The following is a 21,402-nucleotide window of genomic DNA, read 5'->3' on the forward strand; positions in this document are numbered from 1 at the left end:
ATTCAGAACTGTAATGATGGAGGCCTATTCTTTATGGAACAATATCAAATTGTATATAATACCTTAACTAAAATGAATATTCCATTTGAAGTAGTTGAACACCCTCCTGCTTGGACAACAGCTGAAGCAGACAAATATATTGATGGGAAAGAAGGGGTGCGCACTAAAACGCTCTTTCTTACCAACAAAAAAAAGAATGCGTTTTATTTAGTTATAATGGATGGAGCAAAGCGTCTTGATATGGATCATCTTGCTACTATTCTCAATGAAAAACGGATAAGCTTTGGTTCTTCCGAACGGTTAATGGAAAAAATGGGGTTATCTCCTGGTTTTGTTTCTATTTTTGGATTGCTAAACAATGATGAACACGACATAAAAGTCTATTTAGATAAAGAGATGCTCTCAGAAAGATTAATAACGTTCCACCCTAATGACAACACTAAAACTCTATTTATGTCTACAGAAGATATGTATAAATTTATAACTACAATCGGGTATGAGTACACGATAGTTGAACTTTAATAAAACCAACCAAATTTAGTGAATGATTAAACTTAAATAATCGAGTGTGTTTTAAATGCAAAAGCACTAAATAAAAAATTAACATAAATTTGGACTAGTAGGTTGAAGTCAAAAATGTAATCATGCGGTTTAGACGGTAGTGATAGTGAAGTTGGATCAATTAGAAGATATCGATTTAGTTTGAACTTGGACAGTACAGTCCATACGCCGATACAATAATATTTAGGCGGAGGAATATATGGAAGCGGTTAGGAAGGGAATGGACAACCCTCAATCCTGCATATGAAGCTATAGAGAAAGATAACTTTCACAGTACAAACTATGCTTCTATTTCATAAATCCATACTAATATCAACCCTACCTCCATCAACAAAAATGGAGGTTTTTTTATTGACAGTTAAAAAGTTGGTAAAGTATGGTCGTTTGGATAGATGCCGGTGCTGACACACTTACTGGCAAGAGGAAACAGATTTATCGAAGTGGTTTTAAAACAAAACGTGAAGCGCTTAATTAAAAAGGCGAAGGTTCCATGCCACTTCATAATCTTAGGCATATTCATGCAAAGATTCTTATTAGGAGGCGAATCGGTTTATGGAATATTAATTTTACTAAAAATAGAAAAAAGGCTCAAACCCTTGATACCATTAGGTTTAAGCCTTCTTGTAAAGTGTGATCCCGACTGGGTTCGAACCAGCGACCCCCACCCTGTCAAGAAGAGGGTTAAATAAAGACCTGTCTGTTATCCCTGCGATAATTCATTCTTGACGGTCATGATTTCATCTTCGGTTGCAGGCTGTGCTGGTTTATAATAGCCTCTTTGCTTAGCCAGTAAATAGACTTGATATTGTCTTTGTTCATCTTGATTTCTCATATCTTGAACCTTTTGTCTTAATTCCTGATTTTCTGTCTGTGCAATAATAGACGCATAACCTGTAAGACTACTGTTTAATCCTGATAAATAATCATTAATCATTTCTTTTTCCTGCATGACAAATCCTCCTTTTATAAAAATTTCATTAGGTCTTCTTTATGATTTCTTGCGTCTTGAGCATCTTTTTGTAGCTGTTGTATGATTTCTGGGTCTGTACATTGCTGTGCATAATAATCAAGCTTAGTGGCTAGGGTGCCATGCGAGCCGATCATATGACGCAGGTTCTGAAGTTCTAATTCATTTAAGTTTGGCATATTATCACTCCTCAATAAAAATACACTCCTACTATCTGCTAAAACCACATAAAATATGCATTTCTAAAAGGTTGTTGATCTTATCAGTGAATCACTTCACTTTACTTTTACACGAACAAGTTATCCTACAAATATTGACACCATATTAAAATTGTGAATAATTAAAAATAGATAGCAATTAGCACTCGATATTCATGAGTGCTAATTGCCGGATATTCTTTCTTTACAGAACACGATGGAGGGGAAAAGACGAAAATGGAAAAACAGCAATTTAAAGCAGAATCCAAACGATTATTGGAAATGATGATTAACTCAATTTATTCTCAGCGCGAGGTGTTTTTGCGTGAACTTATTTCAAATGCCAGTGATGCGATTGATAAACTTTACTACAAGGCATTAACAGATGAGTCCTTAACATTTAATAAAGAAAGTTATTACATAAAAGTAAGTGCAGACAAAGAAAATAGAACCTTATCCATCTTGGATACTGGTATTGGGATGACCAAAGAAGAACTTGAAAATAACCTTGGTACGATAGCTAGAAGTGGATCTTTAGCTTTTAAAAGTGAAAATGAATCAAAAGATGGCCATGATATTATCGGACAATTCGGCGTTGGTTTTTATGCAGCGTTTATGGTAGCTGATAAAGTGACAGTAATCAGTAAAGCGCTTGATTCTGATACCGCGTATAAATGGGAATCAGAAGGTACGGAAGGATATACGATTGTTCCATGCGAAAAGGAAACAATCGGTACTGAAATCATTCTTACGATTAAAGAAAATTCAGAGGAAGAAGATTTCGATCAATATTTAGATGAATATAAATTAAAATCCATTATCAAGAAATATTCCGATTTCATTCGCTATCCAATCAAAATGGATACCGTAGAGAAGCACCTAATTGAGGGCAGCGAAGATGAATATGAAAATATTATTGAGGAACAAACCATCAATAGTATGGTTCCGATTTGGAAAAAGAATAAAAGTGAATTAACGGATGAAGATTATGAAAGCTTCTACCATGAGAAGCATTACGGCTTTGATAAGCCGCTTAAACACTTGCATATCAATGTAGACGGAACAATCCGTTATAATGCAATTCTTTATATTCCTGAAAATATTCCTTTCGATTATTATTCCAAGGAGTTTGAAAAAGGGCTGGAGCTGTATTCAAACGGTGTTCTGATCATGGAGAAATGTGCCGATTTGCTTCCTGACCATTTCAGCTTTGTGAAAGGGATGGTCGATTCAGAGGATCTATCACTGAATATTTCAAGGGAAATGCTGCAGCATGACCGACAATTAAAGCTTATTGCAAAAAATATTTCGAAAAAAATTAAGAGTGAGCTTCAATCATTATTAAAAAATAACCGTGAGAAATACGATTCATTCTACAAATCCTTCGGCCGTCAAATTAAATTTGGCGTGTATAGTGATTTTGGAGCAAATAAAGAAGCTTTACAGGATCTGCTAATGTTCTACTCTTCCAAAGAGAAGAAATTGGTGACTCTTGATGAGTATGTGTCGAGAATGCCAGAGGATCAAAAATACATTTATTATGCAACCGGTGATTCCTATGAAAGAATAGAAAAGCTTCCTCAAACAGAGCTTGTTCTAGATGAAGGGTATGAAATCCTGTACTTCACTGAAGATATTGATGAGTTCGCCGTTAAAATGATCATGAACTATAAAGAGAAAGAATTTAAATCTGTCTCCAGCGGAGATCTTGGTATTGATCGCAATTCTTCAGACAAGCAAACAGATGAACAAGAAGAAGAAAATACTGAGATATTCAATTATATGAAGGAATTACTTACAAACAAAGTGAAGGATGTCCGGGCTTCCAAACGTTTAAAAACACACCCTGTTTGTTTATCCGCTGATGGAGAAATCACGATTGAAATGGAAAAAATCTTGAATGCTATGCCTGATAATCAAAATGTGAAGGCAGATAAAGTATTGGAAATCAACACAAATCATGAAGTCTTCCAATCTTTAAAAGCAGCTTATGAACAGGATAAATCCAAGCTGGATTTATATACTGAGCTATTGTATAACCAGGCCTTATTAATAGAAGGACTGCCAATCAATGACCCAGTTGAGTTTACAAATAATATTTGTAAAGTAATGGTTTAATCATAACCTTAAAGCATCAGTCTACCCTAGGAGATGGGTAGACTGATGCTTTTATATATATAGCATCTTTTCCAGCTCTATTATATATAGGATATTAGAATAAATTTTTGTTCGTATAAGCACATTGTAGATGTGATGATACAGAAGGACAAGTAGAGGAAGGAGTGTATACAGCAGTTAAGATAACCATCGTATAAATATTCTCTGTACCATTCATTATAGAAGATTAGGCCTTTGCATTTTGGGTGATTTCCATCATTTTCATAATTGTAATTTTCTTTATACAGGAAGGTATGAATAATGCATTTTAATAATCCAAAGAAATTGTATCTAAAAGATAAAGTTAAACTACATAACAAATTCACTGGACTAATTTAATATCTACTGTAATAACTTTATGACTTTCCTCTATTCTATTGCTAGAAGAACTTGGTTTTTTTATTGTAGATATTGAAGGAATCTATTTACAAAAAAATGACAGCGCTTTCTTGTTGAGTGTAAATCACCAAAGGAGGAAAAGTCTTTATGAATAAGACTGCCCATATAATTTCTCATTCTCACTGGGACAGAGAGTGGTATTTACCTTTTGAAAAACATCGTTTTTACTTTATCAAACTCATGAATAGTATCATTGAGCAATTTAAGAAGGATGGTAATACATTTAAATCGTTTCATCTTGACGGCCAGACAATCCTTTTAGAGGACTATTTTGCAGTCCACCCTGAAAATTTTGAAATCGTAAAACAATTGATTGAAGATAAAAAACTTTATATTGGTCCTTGGTACGTGTTGCAGGATGCTTTCTTAACCAGTTCTGAAGCTAATATCAGGAACTTACAGATTGGTTTGTATGATACGGAAGTCTATGGCCATGCTTCAAAAATTGGCTATTTTCCGGATACATTTGGGATTTATGGACAGGCACCTCAAATTCTGAAACAGGCGGGCATTGATACAGCAGCATTTGGGCGTGGTGTTAAGCCTACTGGCTTTAATAATACAGTATCGGATACACCAAACTTTGAATCCCCTTATTCCGAGATTGTTTGGAAATCGCCAGACGGTTCTAGTGTTTTAGGTATTCTTTTTGCGAATTGGTATTCGAATGGGAATGAAATTCCAGTTGATGAGGAAGAAGCAAAGGTATTTTGGGATAAAAAAATCCAGGATGCAGAGAAATATGCCTCGACAAATCAATTATTATTCATGAACGGCTGCGACCATCAGCCATTGCAAAAAACAATACCGCAAGCAATTGAAACAGCCGGTGCTCTATATCCAGATTATACATTTAAACTCTCCAGCTTTGCTGAATATATACAAGCATTAAAAGTCTCACTTCCCAATAACCTGCAAATCATTGAAGGTGAGCTTCGCAACCAGCGAACAGATGGCTGGTCTACCCTTGTCAACACGGCATCAAGCCGTATTTATTTAAAGCAATGGAATACGAGGTGTCAAATATTGCTGGAAAAAGTCGTGGAACCACTTGCAGCTATTAACCTTTTGGCCGGAGGGGATTACCCGAGAGAATATATCCGTTTTATGTGGAAAACACTGATGAAGAATCACCCACATGATAGCATTTGTGGCTGCAGTGTAGATGAAGTCCATCGTGAAATGGTCACACGTTTTGAAACAGTTTCGCAGATGGGAGATGTATTTGTTAAGGAACTTGCTGCTGAGATTGCTGAAAGAATTGATACATCTGAAACACCGGATGGCGGGATCCCACTCCTTGTAATTAATACAACCGGTTGGGAGAAAAATGAAGTAGTCATAAAAGAAATCGATCTGGATAAAATATTTTTTTCTCAAATGGATTTTAAAGAAATACCAAATTATCTTAAGGAAAGAGAATTACCTTATTATAAACTCGTAGATAATCAAGGAAAGGCAATAGATTATTACCTTGAAAAACCTGTTATTGAATTTGGATATGATTTACCAGACGATCAATTTCGACAGCCGTTTTTTGCTAAACGGGCTAAGCTATCATTCTTCGCTGAAGGAATTCCTTCATTTGGCTATAAAACGTTCTACCTTTTACCAGAAAAGGTTCCAGCACATCTAGCTGAAACAAGAGAAACTGAGAATGATAGATTTGAAATGGAAAATGAGTATGTTCATTTACATTTTCATGGAGATGGAAGCTTTGATTTAATGAATAAACTAACGGAAGAAGTATTTCATCATCTTGGTATATATGAAGACACTGGTGATATTGGAAACGAATATATGTTTAAGGAAACAGAGGGGCATGCCTCCATCAATACAAAGGGGATAGCAGCCGAATTTTCATGGTTGGAACAAAGTAAACTCAAAACTGTACTCCAGTATACTCATACGTTATCAATTCCAGCATGTGCGGATGAGCGATTAGCCTTAGAAAGGAACCAATTAGTTTGGCATAAAGAACGGGAGGCAGGTAGATCTGATGAAATGACAACAATTACTTTACGAACTGTTGTCACACTGGCAAAAGGAATGAAAGGTCCGGTTTTTACGCTGACCATTGATAATCAAGCAACAGACCATCGTCTCCGTGTGCTTTTCCCAACTGGTTTAAAGACAGAAACTCACAAAGCAGATAGTATATTTGAAATTGTTACTCGTCCCAATAAACCAGAAAAAGAATGGGATAATCCTAGCTTTTGTCACCATCAGCAGCGATTTAGCAGTATAGCAGATGAGCAAATGGGCTTAACCGTGGCAACCCATGGTCTTCAAGAATATGAAATCCTGCCAGAAGACGGTACGATCGCAATTACTGTTCTCCGTTCGGTAGCTGAGCTTGGAGACTGGGGATATTTTTCGACACCTGAAGCACAATGCTTAGGAATCCAGACAGCAGAGTGGCAAGTACTGTCACATGAAAAAGATGTGATTAAATCACAAGCTTTTGTTGATGCTTACCAATTTAAAGTACCTCTTGTTATTGTTCAACCAACTATACATAAAGGTACAAGGCCACCAATACATCAATTTGTACAATCTGAAGACAAGGGACTAGCATGGTCCTCTATGAAAGTAGCGGAAGATCGTGATGATATCATGATTCGCTGGTTTAATCCTGGTGAAAAGAATGCGATACTAAAAGCATCTATCAAAGATTATCAATCGTACAAGAGTAATATCTTGGAAGATTCAACAACTTTGACAGAAAATCAATATGAAGCAGGAAATGCAGAAATCATTACACTTGGATTTAAAAGAAAAGGATAGGGTGTGAATTGATGATAACTATTCCTAAATCAATGCAGAGACTTATCAAACATGTAAATGACTTTTTTCCGGAAGACGCAAAATTACAAAGAATGTTTGAGCAATGTTTTGTTAATACGTTTACAACGACTTTAAAAAAACAGGAAGATGGCAAAACCTTCGTAATTACCGGTGATATTCCGGCAATGTGGCTCCGCGATTCAGCTGCACAAGTAAGGCCCTATTTACTGGCAGCAGAAGAAGATGAAGAATTAGCGGATTTAATCGAAGGAGTAATTCGCCAACAGTTTTCTTTTATACTTCATGATCCGTATGCTAATGCTTTTAATGAAAGTGCCAACGGCAAAGGTTATCAAACCGACATAACAACGATGACCCCACATATTTGGGAACGAAAATATGAAATTGATTCTTTGTGCTATCCAATCCAACTGGCTTACCTATTTTGGAAGTCTACAGGACGTACTGCGTTTTTACAAGAATCGTTCCAGGATGTTATGAAAACAATTCTTCATGTATGGAGAACGGAGCAGGATCATGAAAATCATTCACCATACCGGTTTGAACGTGCAGAAGTTCGTCAGTCCGACACATTAATACGTCATGGAAAAGGAGGACATGTTGTACCGACCGGAATGACATGGAGTGCCTTCCGTCCAAGTGATGACGCTTGTACTTACGGGTATTTAGTGCCCTCTAATATGTTTGCAGTGGTAGTACTTGAATATGCAGCTGAAATCAGCAATCAAGTATTGAACCTACCAATATTAAGCAAAGAATGTCTGAATCTTCGCAATGAAATAAAACAAGGAATCGAAACTTTTGCCAAGTTCTCTCACCCAATTAACGGTGACATGTATGTATATGAAACGGATGGTGAGGGCAGGGTCAATTTAATGGATGATGCGAATGTTCCAAGCCTGCTGGCTGCTCCTTATTTAGGATACATGCCATATGAAGATCAAGTATATGCGAATACACGCCAATTTATATTAAGTAGGGATAATCCATATTATTATGAAGGGAAATTTGCAAATGGAATCGGAAGTCCACATACACCTGATCATTATATCTGGCATATTGCACTTGCAATTCAAGGAATGACGACAACGGTTGAAGGCGAAAAACAAATGATACTAGACTATTTTAAAACAACTGATGGCGGAACGGCGTATATGCATGAGGGCTTTAACGCCGATTGCCCAGAAGAATTTACAAGAGATTGGTTTGCTTGGGCTAACACAATGTTTAGTGAATTTGTATTAAGTTTAACGGGGAAAGCGGTAAAAGGAAGCCCGCTTTATCACCAATTGATTAAAAATCAATAAGTATCTTGAAGGAGAATTTTCATTTGAGGGGATGAAGCAATGAAAAAAGTGCCATGGATCATTGGTGTTTGTGAGTGGATTTGGAGAGTGATTTTAGTCAATTGGTGTTGGTTTGCGTTTACTATCCTTGGATTAGGCATATTCGGATTTTTCCCTGCGTCGGTGGCTTTATTTACGATATTAAGAAAATGGATTAGAAACGAAACGGATGTACCTGTTTTAAAAACATTTAAGCAGATTTATTTTCAAGAATGGAGAAGAAGTAATGTAAATGGCTTGATTTTCTATGGCATCGGACTTTTCCTGTTTATTGATATTCGAATAGTTGACCAAGTGATGACAGGCTTTTTGGCTAGTTTTCTTTCTATCTTCTTATACATTCTTGTATGCGTGTTATTTTTAGCGATTGGGTACTTTTTTGCAATCTATGCTCATTATGAACTACCAAATAGGGATTACATTAAACAGTCATTTCTGTTTGCAGCGACCAGCTTGCCTTCTACTATACTCATTTTGATTGGCCTTATCCTGATTGGCTATATGATTAATGAGTATCCAGGTCTTATTCTATTTGTGTCTGCAGTTGCGCCTGCCTTTTGGATGATGAGAATCTGTCTTAGCCGATTTACAGCTTTAGATAGTCAAGTAAGTAGCAATAAAGGTTACTAAAAACAATCTTTAAGGAGGAGTTTATTTTGAAATTGCATATTAAGGGAGATGTAAATTCAGTACAAAATGGTATAGAGATTCTGTCTAAGCATCTAAATATAGAGCTTTCCACGGAAGGGCATCCCATTCAGGTGAAAAATGAAAGTGGACAGCTTAGGGTTGCTAATCAAAACGGTAGCGGGGAAATTAGCTATGATCAGCCGGTACATTTTTTTCGTGCTTTAGGTTTGTGGATTGAGAATTATCAGAAAAACTATGAATTTGATATATCAGAAGACCCGAATTTTGAAATGAGTGGTGTAATGCTTGATGCCTCAAGGAATGCCGTCCCAACAGTTACTGAATTGGAAAAGCTGCTGCAAAAAATGGCAATTATGGGACTTAACACATTGATGCTTTACACAGAGGACACTTATGAAGTTAAGGAGCATCCTTATTTTGGTTATATGCGAGGACGATACACAATTGAAGAGCTAAAAGCATGTGATAATTATGCCAATAAACTTGGAATTGAAATGATTCCATGTATCCAAACATTAGGGCATTTACGGGAAGCGCTGAAGTGGAACTATGCTTCTGAATTTAGAGATACCGATGATATCCTATTGGTGGATGAGCCGAAGACCTATGAATTTTTGGAGAACTGTATTAAAGCCGTTTCTGAAGCTTTCCATACGAAACGTATTCATATTGGAATGGATGAAACTTTCCAGTTAGGACTTGGAAGGTATTTGGAAAACCACGGTTATGTGAATCATATTGAAATTATGAACCGCCACATACAAAAGGTTGTAGCAATTACCGAAAAGTATGGCTATAAACCAATGATATGGAGTGATATGTATTTCCCTCTATTCTCCAAGGATAGTAAATACCATGATGAAAAAGGTCATATTAGCGAAGAAATTTTAGGTGGAATTCCGGATGTAGACCTTGTCTATTGGAATTATTATCGTAAAGAGCAGGAGGTATATGAAGAATATATCCAACATCATAAAGATCTAGGTCGCCTACCAATTTTCGCTGGCGGTGCATGGACATGGAATGGAATTGCACCGAATTACGGAAAAGCAATTGCTACTACTGAAGCAGCTATGGCCGCATGTAAAAAAGAAGGAGTTAAGGAAGTCTTTGTTACACTCTGGGGTGATAATGGAGCAGAGACACCTTTCTCAACGGCTTATCCGATCCTTCAATTATTTGCTGAACATACCTATCACCAAGTAGTAACGAATGAACAAGTCGGCGACCGCTTTGCATTTTGCTGTCAAGGACACTTTGAAGATTTTATGATTTTGAAACACTTGGATGAAACGCCAGGAGTCATGGAGAATAATATGAACACATCCATGACTTCGAAGATATTATTGTATCAAGATATTTTAATCGGTCTCTATGATGAGAATGTTCGAGGTTTAGGGCTTGGCGAACATTATAATAAGCTAGTTTATGAGATTGAAAAGGCTAAACTTCATAATCCTGATTGGGAGCATTTATTCGACTTTTATGGGCAGCTGGCTAGAGTGTTGAGTGTGAAGGCGGAAATAGGCCTTCAGTTAAAGGAGCTTTATGACAAAAAGGATGTTGAACAGATCCGTTCATTCTTACCTAAACTCGATTGGATTCAAACTAACGTGGACCTGCTCCGTCAAAAACATCGTGATATTTGGTTTACAGCCTATAAACCATTCGGTTGGGAAGTTATTGATATCCGCTATGGGGGGGTTATTACAAGAATTGACACCATAAAATATCGTCTCAATGAGTGGCTTGATGGAAGAATTGATCAAATTAATGAATTAGATGAAAAACGACTGCTTCACGATGGACCTTGGGAGATTGTAGATGGATTAGTAGGTGGGAATATATATCATCGAATTGTCACTGCTGGTAATTTTTCAATCTAAAACATAGGAGTGAAAACATGTTTTTAACCGAAAGAAAGTTTGAAGCACGTATTCAAGAACTAGGGGAGTATCGTTACCGTGACTGCTATGATATTCCTCAATTTAACACCTGCAGTGACAATGGTAGGATTGGTGCCTTTCCACCATTGGAATACGATGAACATCATCAAATGAGGTTAGGCAACTATTGGAAGGGACGAGATCGTTACATGTGGATACATGCTAATGTCGATAGCCACCTCCCATATAATAATAAACAAATTGTCGGACTATTTTCTTTTGGGAAAACAGGAGGAGGAAATAACTCTGGTTTTGAGTCCTTATTATTTATTAATGGAAAGCCCGTACAAGGAGTAGATTCCAATCATGAAGAAGTTCTTTTCGACCAAGAGACGTCGCAAGGATCCATACGATTAGATTTTCGATTATGGTCCGGCTTTGAAGGCGGAGGCCCTCCTGTTGAAAATGAATTTAAACTCCAAACCGCGAAGATTGGCTGGCTGGATACTCGTATTGATGATTTATACTATACCCTTTTAGCTTCTTATGAGGTATTAAAAGAAAGCATGGAAGCAGATTCTCATTATTCGTTTTTAAAGAAAATGATTCAGGACGCTTTATTCCGAATTAATTGGACTGATCCAGGAAGCATTGAATTCTATGAATCATGTTATGAAGCGGAGACCGATATAAAAGAAACGCTTAGATCAGTTGATAAAAATTCAGATATTACGATACATGCAGTCGGCCATACACATATCGACGTTGCCTGGCTTTGGCGGTTAAGAAATACGAGGGAGAAAGCAGCCCGATCCTTTTCAACGGTACTAAATCTAATGAATCGGTTTCCAGAATATCACTTCTTGCAAACACAACCGCAGCTCTATGATTATATTAAAGCTGACTATCCTGAAATATACGAGCAAATAAAAGAGAGAATTGCAGAAGGTCATTGGGAAGCAGGAGGAGCGATGTGGCTGGAAGCCGACTGTAATATCCCTAGTGGTGAGTCGCTTGTCCGTCAAATTCTTTATGGGAAGAATTTTTTTAAGGAAGAGTTCGGCATCGATTGTGACTATCTCTGGTTACCGGATGTGTTTGGCTATAGCTGGGCGTTGCCGCAGATATTAAAAAAATCTGGGATCAAAACGATGATGACCACTAAGATTAGTTGGAATCAGTATAACCGTATGCCGCATGATACATTTTTTTGGAAGGGGATTGATGGGTCAGAGATATTAACTCATTTTATCACTACACCTGAACCTTGGAACGAGCCGGACTCGTGGTTCTATACATATAACGGCTACATTACAGCGAAAACAGTAAAAGGGATTTGGGAAGCTTATCGCGATAAGGATTTATCCAAGGATCTTCTACTATCATACGGGTACGGTGACGGTGGGGGTGGCGTTAATCGCCATATGCTTGAAATGCGCCGCAGATTCGATCAGCTGCCGGGAATGCCGAATGTGAAAACATCCGGGGCAGGAGAATTTTTTAGAAAACTGCACGAAAATGTAGAAAAGTCCGATGGTTATATTCATAAATGGGACGGCGAACTATATCTTGAATATCACCGTGGAACCTATACTAGCCAAGCATTTATGAAAAAGATGAATCGTCAACTGGAGCTCTTATACCGAAGGGCAGAATTCCTATCCTCTTGGTTATCTGACAAGGGAGAATGGCTAGGATTTGACCGACTTAAGGATGGTTGGAAGATTATATTAAGAAATCAATTTCATGATATCATCCCTGGTTCCTCGATACATGAAGTATATGAAGATGCGATGGAAGAATACGCTGAAGCACTACAGATTGTTCAACAAGTGGAAGCAAACATTATTAGTAAGAACGTTGAAGAGAAGGGACAGTCTGCGATTTTATTTAATGCTACTCATTGTAAGGATAAAAGGAATGTATTCGTGTCTCAATTCGCACAATTTAACGCTGGGGTTTGGACAGATAGAGAAGGACATGAGTTAAACCATCAAAAGAGTGAGAATGGGTGGTTAATTGAAGTGAAAAACCTACCTTCTTTTGGTGTAGCTGTCTTAAATTTTGAGCCGGATGAAATAATTCCAGCAGCTTCTAATTTTATTTATCATAATAGAAAATTAGAAACGGCATTCTACCAAGTTGAATGGAATGAGTATGGTCAGATGATCAAAATTTACGATAAAGAAACAAATCGTAATATTTTAGCAGATGGTCAAAATGGAAATGTGTTGCAAATCTTTGAAGATAAGCCTCTTGCACACGATGCTTGGGATATTGATCTATTCTATCAAGAAAAAATGGAAGAAATTCGTGATATTAGTACATTTAAAGTGGAGGAAAATGGTGAGCTTTTCTTTAGCCTTCTTGTTACTTGGAAGTATCATCATTCGTCCATTACTCAACGAATCAGATTTTATCATAATGATCGACGGATTGATTTTATAACTGATGTTGATTGGCATGAAAAAAGGAAGTTGCTCAAAGCATCGTTCTCTGTTGATATTCGGTCTACAGAAGCTACTTATGATATTCAATATGGTAATGTAAAGCGTCCTACGCATTGGAATACCAGTTGGGATATGGCAAGGTTTGAAACTGTCGGTCATCAGTGGGCCGACCTATCAGAACCAGATTTTGGAGTCAGTTTGCTAAATGATTCAAAATACGGGTATGACATCAAGGAGAACGTGATGCGTTTAACTTTATTAAAATCGGCAATTCATCCAGATCCTCAAGCTGATCAGGGGCAACATTCCTTTACTTATTCTCTTTATCCGCATATAGGAGATTGGAGAATAGCGAAAACAGTGGAAAAAGCTTGGGATTTAAATGCACCGGTTTTATCTACAGAAGGAAAATGGACGAGAGAGGAATCTTTCTTAGAAACTGATTCGGACCATATTTGGATAGATGCTATTAAGCCTGCTCACGATGGAAAAGGGATTATCGTTCGGATTCATGAATATGAGGGGCGCAGGGGTACGGTATCATTGAATTTCCACACAGATAACTCATCATGGATTGAGACGAATTTAATGGAAGAACCTATCGGTACAGAATCATCTGCACCGATTAAGATGGAAATTTGGCCTTATGAAATAAAAACAATCAGAATAACATAATCAGAAAAATGAACGGTTTGATCATTCTTTCCGTTCATTTTTTGTATTTATATAGGCAATTCGCTTTTACTATTTCGCTTTAGCATCAGCTTACATAACTTCAAGTTTTAGGTAAACTTACATTGTTTAAAAATTTATTAAATTACGTAAAAGTGTTTAGTAAATACAACAAAGTAAAATAGCATGAAGATTACTATCTTAAAATTATGCCATGTTAACCTAGTTGTAGGTTAAGCTTTAAAAATTGCTGAAAGATGTCGTTTAATGCCGTTTAGTAATTCATCTTTTAATCGATTTTGTTATTCTTTATGAAAAGTCCTAAAAAACATCTTGTTTCTAAGTTTTTTCCAGTTAATCCTAAATTAGTCAACTATAAATTAAGCTCTATTCCCTATAAAATATAGTTATGAAAGTGCTTACATAGTTTGAAGGGAGGTAAAAACACTTGAAAAGATTTGCACGTGATCTATATAAAAATCGAGTCTGGCTTCTAATGGTCCTGCCTGGAACCATTTGGTTATTGGTATTCTCCTATTTACCTATGTTTGGACAAGTATTAGCTTTTAAGAAATTTCGAATCCATCCAGACGGTTTTTTTGCAAGCGTTATCAATAGTGAATGGGTAGGTTGGGATAACTTTAAATATTTGTTCAGTACAAATGATGCATGGATTATAACAAGAAATACTCTCTTATATAATATTATCTTTATTGTTGTTGGGCTTATTGCTGCTGTGGGAATAGCCATTTTGCTTAATGAGCTAGTGAATAAAAAGCAATCAAAAATTTATCAAACTTCTATCCTTTTCCCACATTTTATTTCCTGGGTTATTGGCAGCTATTTTGTTTTTACTTTCTTAAGTACTGATCATGGCCTAATGAATCATGTACTCAGTTGGTTCAATATTGATCCCATTTCATGGTATAGCGAGTCAAAATATTGGCCATTTATTCTAGTATTTATGAGCTTGTGGAAAGGTATAGGTTACGGCAGTATCGTATATTTAGCATCTATAGTTGGAATTGACCGAACATATTACGAGGCAGCAATGATTGATGGTGCTTCAAAATGGAAGCAAATAAAACATGTTACTTTACCAATGCTTAAGCCATTAATGATTATTTTAACCATTATGAATATCGGAAAGATCTTTAACTCGGACTTCGGATTGTTCTATCAGGTACCAAGAGATTCCGGAGCATTGTATTCGGTTACAAATGTTATTGATACATTCGTATACCGAGGTCTTATGAATCTTGGGGATATCGGTATGAGTACAGCAGCCGGTCTTTATCAGTCCGTTGTAGGTTTTACCCTTGTCATGATTACGAATTACATAGTCAGAAAAATTGATGAGGAAAGTGCATTGTTTTAAAGTTTTTTTCTTCGGAAAGGAGGGAGAGTCGCTCAAGCGGCTAACTTTATGGCTAAACTAGAGCAAGATCCAGCACCGGTTGTCGTTTCACAATCGATGGGAGAGCTAAGAGGGGATAAGACAAGGAAAAAGTATCGAGACCCCCAGCAAATCTCCCCTGTCGTAAACATAATTATCAGTGTGTTTCTGGCAATATTAGCATTCATGTGTGTATTTCCATTTATCTATGTCATCATAATTTCTTTTACAAGCGAAGAAAGTATTGTAAGAAATGGATTTCAGCTATTTCCAAAAGAGTGGAGTACTGATGCATATCTTTATTTATGGAGTATGAAGGAACGATTATTCCGTTCTTATGGCGTTACCATTCTTGTTACTATCCTCGGGACCATTATAAGTGTGTTAATGATTACCTTTTATGCTTACGCTATTTCAAGACCGCAATTTAAATATCGGAAATTCTTTACTTTCCTAGCCTTTTTCACAATGCTTTTCAGCGGCGGTCTAGTACCGACTTATATAATTGTTACTCAATTTTTAGGATTGAAAAATACAATTTGGGCATTAATTTTACCGCTTGCATTGAATGCTTTCTATATCATCATAATGAGGACATTTTTCCTGAAATCAGTTTCCGAATCAATATTAGAATCAGCGCGAATTGATGGAGCTAGTGAATGGAGGATTTTTTTCCAAATCATCTTTCCACTGTCATTACCGGGTATTGCCACAATTGCATTGTTTAGCACATTAGGTTATTGGAATGACTGGTTTACGGCTTTGTTGTATATAGATAATCCGAATTTAGTGCCGTTACAAGCATTACTAATGAAAATAGAAGCAAACCTTGAATTTATGAGGCAAAATTTAGATGTTGGCTCAATACAACAAAGTTTATTTGATACGATTCCACAAGAGTCAGCTAAAATGGCAATGGTTGTTATCGCCACGTTACCAATAGCAGTTTCATACCCGTTCTTCCAAAAGTACTTCATCAGCGGACTAACTATTGGCGGCGTTAAAGAATAATATAGAAAGAGGAGAGAGGTATGAAGAAAAAATTTGTGATTCTATTAGCACTAGTTCTATCGATTGGAACAATCCTATCTGCATGCACCAGCAAAGAAAGCTCAAATGAGGAAAACGGCGGAAAAGATGGAGACCCATACGAAATTAAATGGTACACCATCGGAACACCTCAAAAGGATACAGATAAAGTATTCGATGAGGTAAATAAGTACCTAAAGGAGAAAATAAATGCCACTGTGAAAATGACTCAAATTGATTGGGGTGATTGGGCTCAAAAATCGCAAGTTATGATCAATTCAGGTGAACAATTTGACATCATTTTTACAAACGGAACCGATTATGTTCAAAATTCCCAAAAGGGTGCATTTATGGCTCTTGATGATATGTTGAATAATAAAGGAAAAGAGATGAAAGAGGTTATTGATCCTCAGTTTTTAGAAGGTATCAAGATTGATGGTAAAATTTATGGTATTCCTGCTAATAAAGAGGTAGCAAGACAAACGGTTTATACGTTTAATAAACGACTTGTAGACCAATACAACTTCGATATTTCTAAAGTGGGTTCTTTAGAAGATTTAGAGCCAATGCTGAAAACTATTAAGGAAAAAGAATCTGGTGTTACACCAATGGCTACATTTAAAGCATTTTTACGCTATGACTATGTCTTTAATGGTGAAATGCCCTTTGCATTCCCATTTGAAGGGGAAACAGATCAAGTGATTAATCCATTTGATACAGATGAAGCTATGAATATGTTTAAAACGATGCATAAATATTATAAAGCTGGCTATCTAAAAGAAGATGCTGCTACAAGTAAAGACACATGGCCAATGGATGTGGAAAATTGGTTTGTACGTATGGGTGGATCACAGCCATATGCTGATTTACTTTGGTCCCGTTCAGCTAAATACGAGGTTGTGTCTGCACCTGCTGAACCGCCAACCATTGTAAATGACTCTGTTTCTGGTTCAATTCAGGCCATTTCGGCTACATCTAAAAATCCTAAAAAAGCAATGGAATTCCTAAATTTGCTTAATACAGATTCCTATCTTCGTAACCTCGTAGATAAAGGAATTGAGGGCACCCACTATAAGAAAAACGAAGATGGAACAATAGAAGATCTTCCTGCACGTATCGACAGCTATAATATGCCATCCTATTCTTTAGGAAACCATTTCATCCTAGACCTATACAAAGAAGATCCTAAGGATAAATGGGAGAAATTCGAAGAATTTAATGCTTCTGCCGTTAAATCACCAACCCTTGGTTTCAATTTTAATAGTGATCCAGTTCGCTCAGAGCTTGCTTCGATAACGAATATTTCGAAGGAGTTTTATCCGGCGCTTGGAACAGGTTCAGTGGATCCGGAAGAATATCTGCCTAAATTCAATAAAAAATTGAAAGAGGCTGGAATCGATAAAGTATTAAAAGAAATTCAAAAGCAATATGATGAATGGAAAAGCAAACAATAATAAACATAAAAATCAAGCTGGTGCATTCCAGCTTGATTTTATTTACCATACTCCTTTTTAACCTAATAACCTAAATATTGCTATTCGATGTTATAATTAACATATATACAATTTGTATACTAAAGGATTCTAATATGAAATTTAAAGAACGCTTTACGCAAAATGTATTTAATAGACTGTTTTTGATATCCTCTATCACTATTGTTGTAACCGTTATCATTTTATTTGTTACGGTTTCAAATTATTATTCCGATATTATTATTCAAAAGGAAGTTAATATTAATACACGGACATTAGAAAGAGTAGAAGATTATTTTTCATCCAAGGATGCAGATATTAATAGAGCTATAAGAGATCTTTATATAAATGGAGAAATGATCAATGATATAACTTTCGCTCTCAACAATGGTTATGGAAAATACTTGGAGTACCATTTAGATAGATTTTCGAAAAGTAAATCTTTTACTCCTAATAATATTGATATCTATTTTAATGGTTATTTTAGTCAGGATAGTGATTTAAATGCCATTAGTTTACGTTCATATGAGAATCAATCTATTGAATATTTATTAATCAATAATAATGTCCGCTGGAATAAAAGCGTAATTGACCTTGGTACAAATGCAGATCCTTCTCTTTCTCAGGGAATACCTAACTTAAACAGGGATGGTTTGCTAAAAGAACGAAAGTTAAGAAACACAATAACAAAAAGAATCATACTGAATAACCCAGTAACACTGAAAAGAATTGGTGAAATATCATTTTACTACTCAACAGAATGGTTAGACAAAATGTTAAGAAAGCAAGAAGGAGCACCAGTATCTTTCTTTCTTATTGATAGAAATGGAGAAATTGCTTATTCGGTTAATAAAGGTATCCCGATTGATATGATTAGGGAAGTGAAACGAGAAACAAATGAGACGAAAATAGAGTGGAAGCAAGAAAACTATCACATAAACACGATTGCTAATATGGGGGAATTTACTTACATAAGTGTTATTCCCGATAAAGGATGGCAAAAGCTGACGATCATTAGAGGGACTATGTGGGTTGTTATTTGCTTTCTTATTTTAGCTGCTATTTTAATAACTTTTTCTTTTACCAGGAATTATTCCCGTCGAATTCAAAACATCGTAAAGATAGTTCGTAAGGTAGAAAATGGTGATTTGAATGCACGAATTCCGATATCAAAGCAAGAAGATGAATTATCGAAGATATCTATCAATATCAATTCGATGTTAACAGAGCTAAATAAGTATATTGAACAATCCTACCTGTTGAATATGAAGCAGCAGCAAGCCGAATTAAAAGCCCTTCAGGCACAAATAGATCCGCATTTTCTATTTAACACACTTGAGGCCATCCGAATGGTTGCAGTTGTAGAGGGTTCTAAAACATCCAGTAAAATGATTTTTCATTTATCTAAGCTTTTTCGTTATACTTTGGAATCTAAAGATACCGTACCGCTTTACACTGAAATCAGATATGTTAATCAATACTTGAAATTGATGCAATTTAAATATCCAGATAAATTAAGTGTGGATATCAATATTCCAAATGAAGTGGAACAAACAATGGTACAAAAATTAATATTACAGCCAATAATTGAAAATTATTTTGCTCATGGTTTCAAAAAAAATCAATTTAATAATGAATTATTAATCCTTGCCCACCAAGTAGGTGAAAAAATAGATATCATCGTGAAAGATAATGGCAAAGGAATGTCTGAAGATAAACTAGACATCATTGTTCAACATATTAATCATGAAGAAGGTGATGGTGTGAAATCAATCGGATTAAGAAATATTCATCAACGTCTAAAGCTTAAATATGGGGACCAGTTTGGAATTTCCTTGACCAGCATCAAAGATCAAGGTACAACGGTTAAGTTGTCTATTCCTGTGCAGGAGATCAAACATGTATAAGATACTATTAGCAGATGATGAACCGATTATCACAAAAGGACTAAAGGCCATAATAGATTGGGAGGATTATGGATTTGAAATTGCCTATACTGCCGAAAGCGGGGAGGATGCTCTTGCTTATCTAATTAATCATCCAATTGACATTCTTATCACGGACATTTTAATGGGCGAAATGTCTGGCTTGGATTTAGTTGAGGAAGTGAATAAAATAAAGCCTGAGATTAAGAGTATTGTTTTAACAGGTTATCAAGAGTTTGAGTATATAAAACAAGGATTATTGTTAGGCATTGAGAATTATTTGCTAAAACCAGTAGATGAAGAAGAATTATTAACAACTATCCAAAATACAGGCCGAAAGTTAAATTCGATCGTAAACACCAGGCAGCAGCATGATGAGACAACTCTGTTGGATAATACGTTATGGAACTATTTAACTGGTGAAATAGATCAGCACGATTTTCATGAAAGGTTGTTATTATACAGTATTGAGTTTAATGAAAAGCTTTATAATGTTTCTATATTAAATATTGAGAATTACCAAGATGGAGAGATACTAAACAAAGTTCGTAGCTTTATTGAGGAAAATTATTCAGCACTTTGTCTCTTTAGCCCTTTCCAGGAAATCGTAATCATCTATGGAGGTTATGATGAAGAGGATATATTGAGACAAAATCAAAATCTAGTCGAAAATTTACATAAAGAACAGTTAGGGACCGGACTATTTTATTTATCTATGGGAAAGGTAGTCAATACGCTTGATGGATTTGAGGACAGTTTTGCGAATGCAAGGGAAAATAGTTTGCTGCAGTTAAATTTCGAACCCAATGTTCTTATTTCCAATAAAAATGCAATGGATCGGCAGGAAGAAATAAAGAGACAAAAAGAAATTAAAGAAAATATCGTGAAAAAACTAATGAATGGGGAAGACGTATTCTTATTGGAGATTGATCATTTCTTTGAAAATTTGACACAGCAGTCAAATTTAATCTCTCCTCAAGTAGTGAAAAAATATACATTTGATTTAATCTGCTATATCCACTATTCCATACAGCACGATGATTTTTCTCAATATACTGCAGCTGTTGAAAGGATTGTCTATAGTACTGAAATCAGTCATATGACAACCATCCTAAAAGAGTACTGTCATGATTTACTCCAAGCCATTCATCAACATACTCATAGTCGAAGTCCGATTGTGCAAAATGTGCTTCAGTATATTCATTCACATTATCATGAAGGTCTGTCATTAAAAACACTTGGACAGCAGTTTCATATAAACGCCATTTATTTAGGCCAATTATTCCAAAAAGAAGTTGGCTTGGTGTTTTCTGAATACCTGAATCGATATCGATTAGAAAAAGCTAAGGAATTATTAAAAACAACTCATTATCGCGCTGGGGAAATCGGCAAAAAAGTAGGATATTCTGATACAACCTACTTTTATAAACAATTTAAGAAAAATATAGGGACAACACCTAGTGAATGGAGAAAGATTTGAATAATC

14 protein-coding genes and 1 pseudogene are annotated in these 21,402 nt (G+C 35.9%); 13 read left to right on the top strand and 2 right to left on the bottom strand.

All coding sequences use genetic code 11. The features are described from left to right. Positions 1 to 33 precede the first annotated feature (33 nt). Positions 34 to 522: a prolyl-tRNA synthetase associated domain-containing protein gene (locus tag AC4BHP_RS05650; protein WP_066103692.1), complete on the top strand. Its 489-nt coding sequence runs from the start codon at positions 34 to 36 to the stop codon at positions 520 to 522. Positions 523 to 923: 401 nt separating this feature from the next. Beyond that, positions 924 to 1,027 (top strand): annotated as a pseudogene (locus AC4BHP_RS05655) (Arm DNA-binding domain-containing protein); the annotation flags it as partial. Positions 1,028 to 1,261: 234 nt separating this feature from the next. Here AC4BHP_RS05655 and AC4BHP_RS05660 read toward each other — a convergent pair. After that, positions 1,262 to 1,510 carry a spore coat protein gene (locus AC4BHP_RS05660; RefSeq protein WP_066103694.1) on the bottom strand — a complete coding sequence of 83 codons (249 nt, stop codon included), beginning with the start codon at positions 1,508 to 1,510 and terminating at the stop codon, positions 1,262 to 1,264. 14 nt (positions 1,511 to 1,524) lie between these two features. Further along, positions 1,525 to 1,707, bottom strand: coding sequence for a hypothetical protein (locus AC4BHP_RS05665; RefSeq protein WP_066103696.1), 183 nt, complete (start codon positions 1,705 to 1,707; stop codon positions 1,525 to 1,527). Positions 1,708 to 1,962: 255 nt separating this feature from the next. Between AC4BHP_RS05665 and htpG the strand changes: the two genes are divergently transcribed. The 11 genes from htpG (at position 1,963) to AC4BHP_RS05720 (ending at position 21,396) form a co-directional block, all read left to right on the top strand. After that, on the top strand, positions 1,963 to 3,843 hold the full coding sequence (htpG, locus tag AC4BHP_RS05670; protein WP_066103698.1) for a molecular chaperone HtpG: 1,881 nt from the start codon (positions 1,963 to 1,965) through the stop codon (positions 3,841 to 3,843). 525 nt (positions 3,844 to 4,368) lie between these two features. After that, the gene (locus AC4BHP_RS05675) at positions 4,369 to 7,068 is read left to right on the top strand and encodes an alpha-mannosidase (RefSeq protein ID WP_490551570.1); all 2,700 of its coding nucleotides are present in this window, start codon (positions 4,369 to 4,371) and stop codon (positions 7,066 to 7,068) included. 11 nt (positions 7,069 to 7,079) lie between these two features. Further along, the gene (locus AC4BHP_RS05680; RefSeq protein ID WP_066103700.1) at positions 7,080 to 8,396 is read left to right on the top strand and encodes a glycoside hydrolase family 125 protein; all 1,317 of its coding nucleotides are present in this window, start codon (positions 7,080 to 7,082) and stop codon (positions 8,394 to 8,396) included. A 39-nt stretch (positions 8,397 to 8,435) separates the two neighbouring features. Further along, entirely contained in the window at positions 8,436 to 9,065 is a 630-nt protein-coding gene (locus AC4BHP_RS05685; protein WP_139891901.1) for a YesL family protein, read from the top strand. A 26-nt stretch (positions 9,066 to 9,091) separates the two neighbouring features. Then, positions 9,092 to 10,972: a beta-N-acetylhexosaminidase gene (locus AC4BHP_RS05690; RefSeq protein WP_490551572.1), complete on the top strand. Its 1,881-nt coding sequence runs from the start codon at positions 9,092 to 9,094 to the stop codon at positions 10,970 to 10,972. 17 nt (positions 10,973 to 10,989) lie between these two features. Beyond that, positions 10,990 to 14,097, top strand: a complete 3,108-nt coding sequence (locus tag AC4BHP_RS05695; protein ID WP_139891902.1) for an alpha-mannosidase — start codon at positions 10,990 to 10,992, stop codon at positions 14,095 to 14,097. 445 nt (positions 14,098 to 14,542) lie between these two features. Continuing rightward, entirely contained in the window at positions 14,543 to 15,472 is a 930-nt protein-coding gene (locus tag AC4BHP_RS05700; RefSeq protein ID WP_066103708.1) for an ABC transporter permease, read from the top strand. Between the two features lie 96 nt (positions 15,473 to 15,568). Continuing rightward, positions 15,569 to 16,501, top strand: a complete 933-nt coding sequence (locus AC4BHP_RS05705; RefSeq protein WP_139892019.1) for a carbohydrate ABC transporter permease — start codon at positions 15,569 to 15,571, stop codon at positions 16,499 to 16,501. A gap of 20 nt (positions 16,502 to 16,521) precedes the next feature. Continuing rightward, positions 16,522 to 17,973 (top strand): ABC transporter substrate-binding protein, encoded by a 1,452-nt coding sequence (locus AC4BHP_RS05710; RefSeq protein WP_490551575.1) that lies wholly within the window; start codon positions 16,522 to 16,524, stop codon positions 17,971 to 17,973. 134 nt (positions 17,974 to 18,107) lie between these two features. Continuing rightward, entirely contained in the window at positions 18,108 to 19,898 is a 1,791-nt protein-coding gene (locus AC4BHP_RS05715; protein ID WP_490551576.1) for a sensor histidine kinase, read from the top strand. Continuing rightward, positions 19,891 to 21,396 (top strand): response regulator transcription factor, encoded by a 1,506-nt coding sequence (locus AC4BHP_RS05720; RefSeq protein ID WP_490551578.1) that lies wholly within the window; start codon positions 19,891 to 19,893, stop codon positions 21,394 to 21,396. Before AC4BHP_RS05715 ends, AC4BHP_RS05720 begins: the two co-directional genes overlap by 8 nt. Positions 21,397 to 21,402: the final 6 nt, after the last annotated feature.

Source organism: Pradoshia sp. Z4_20, assembly GCF_058216035.1.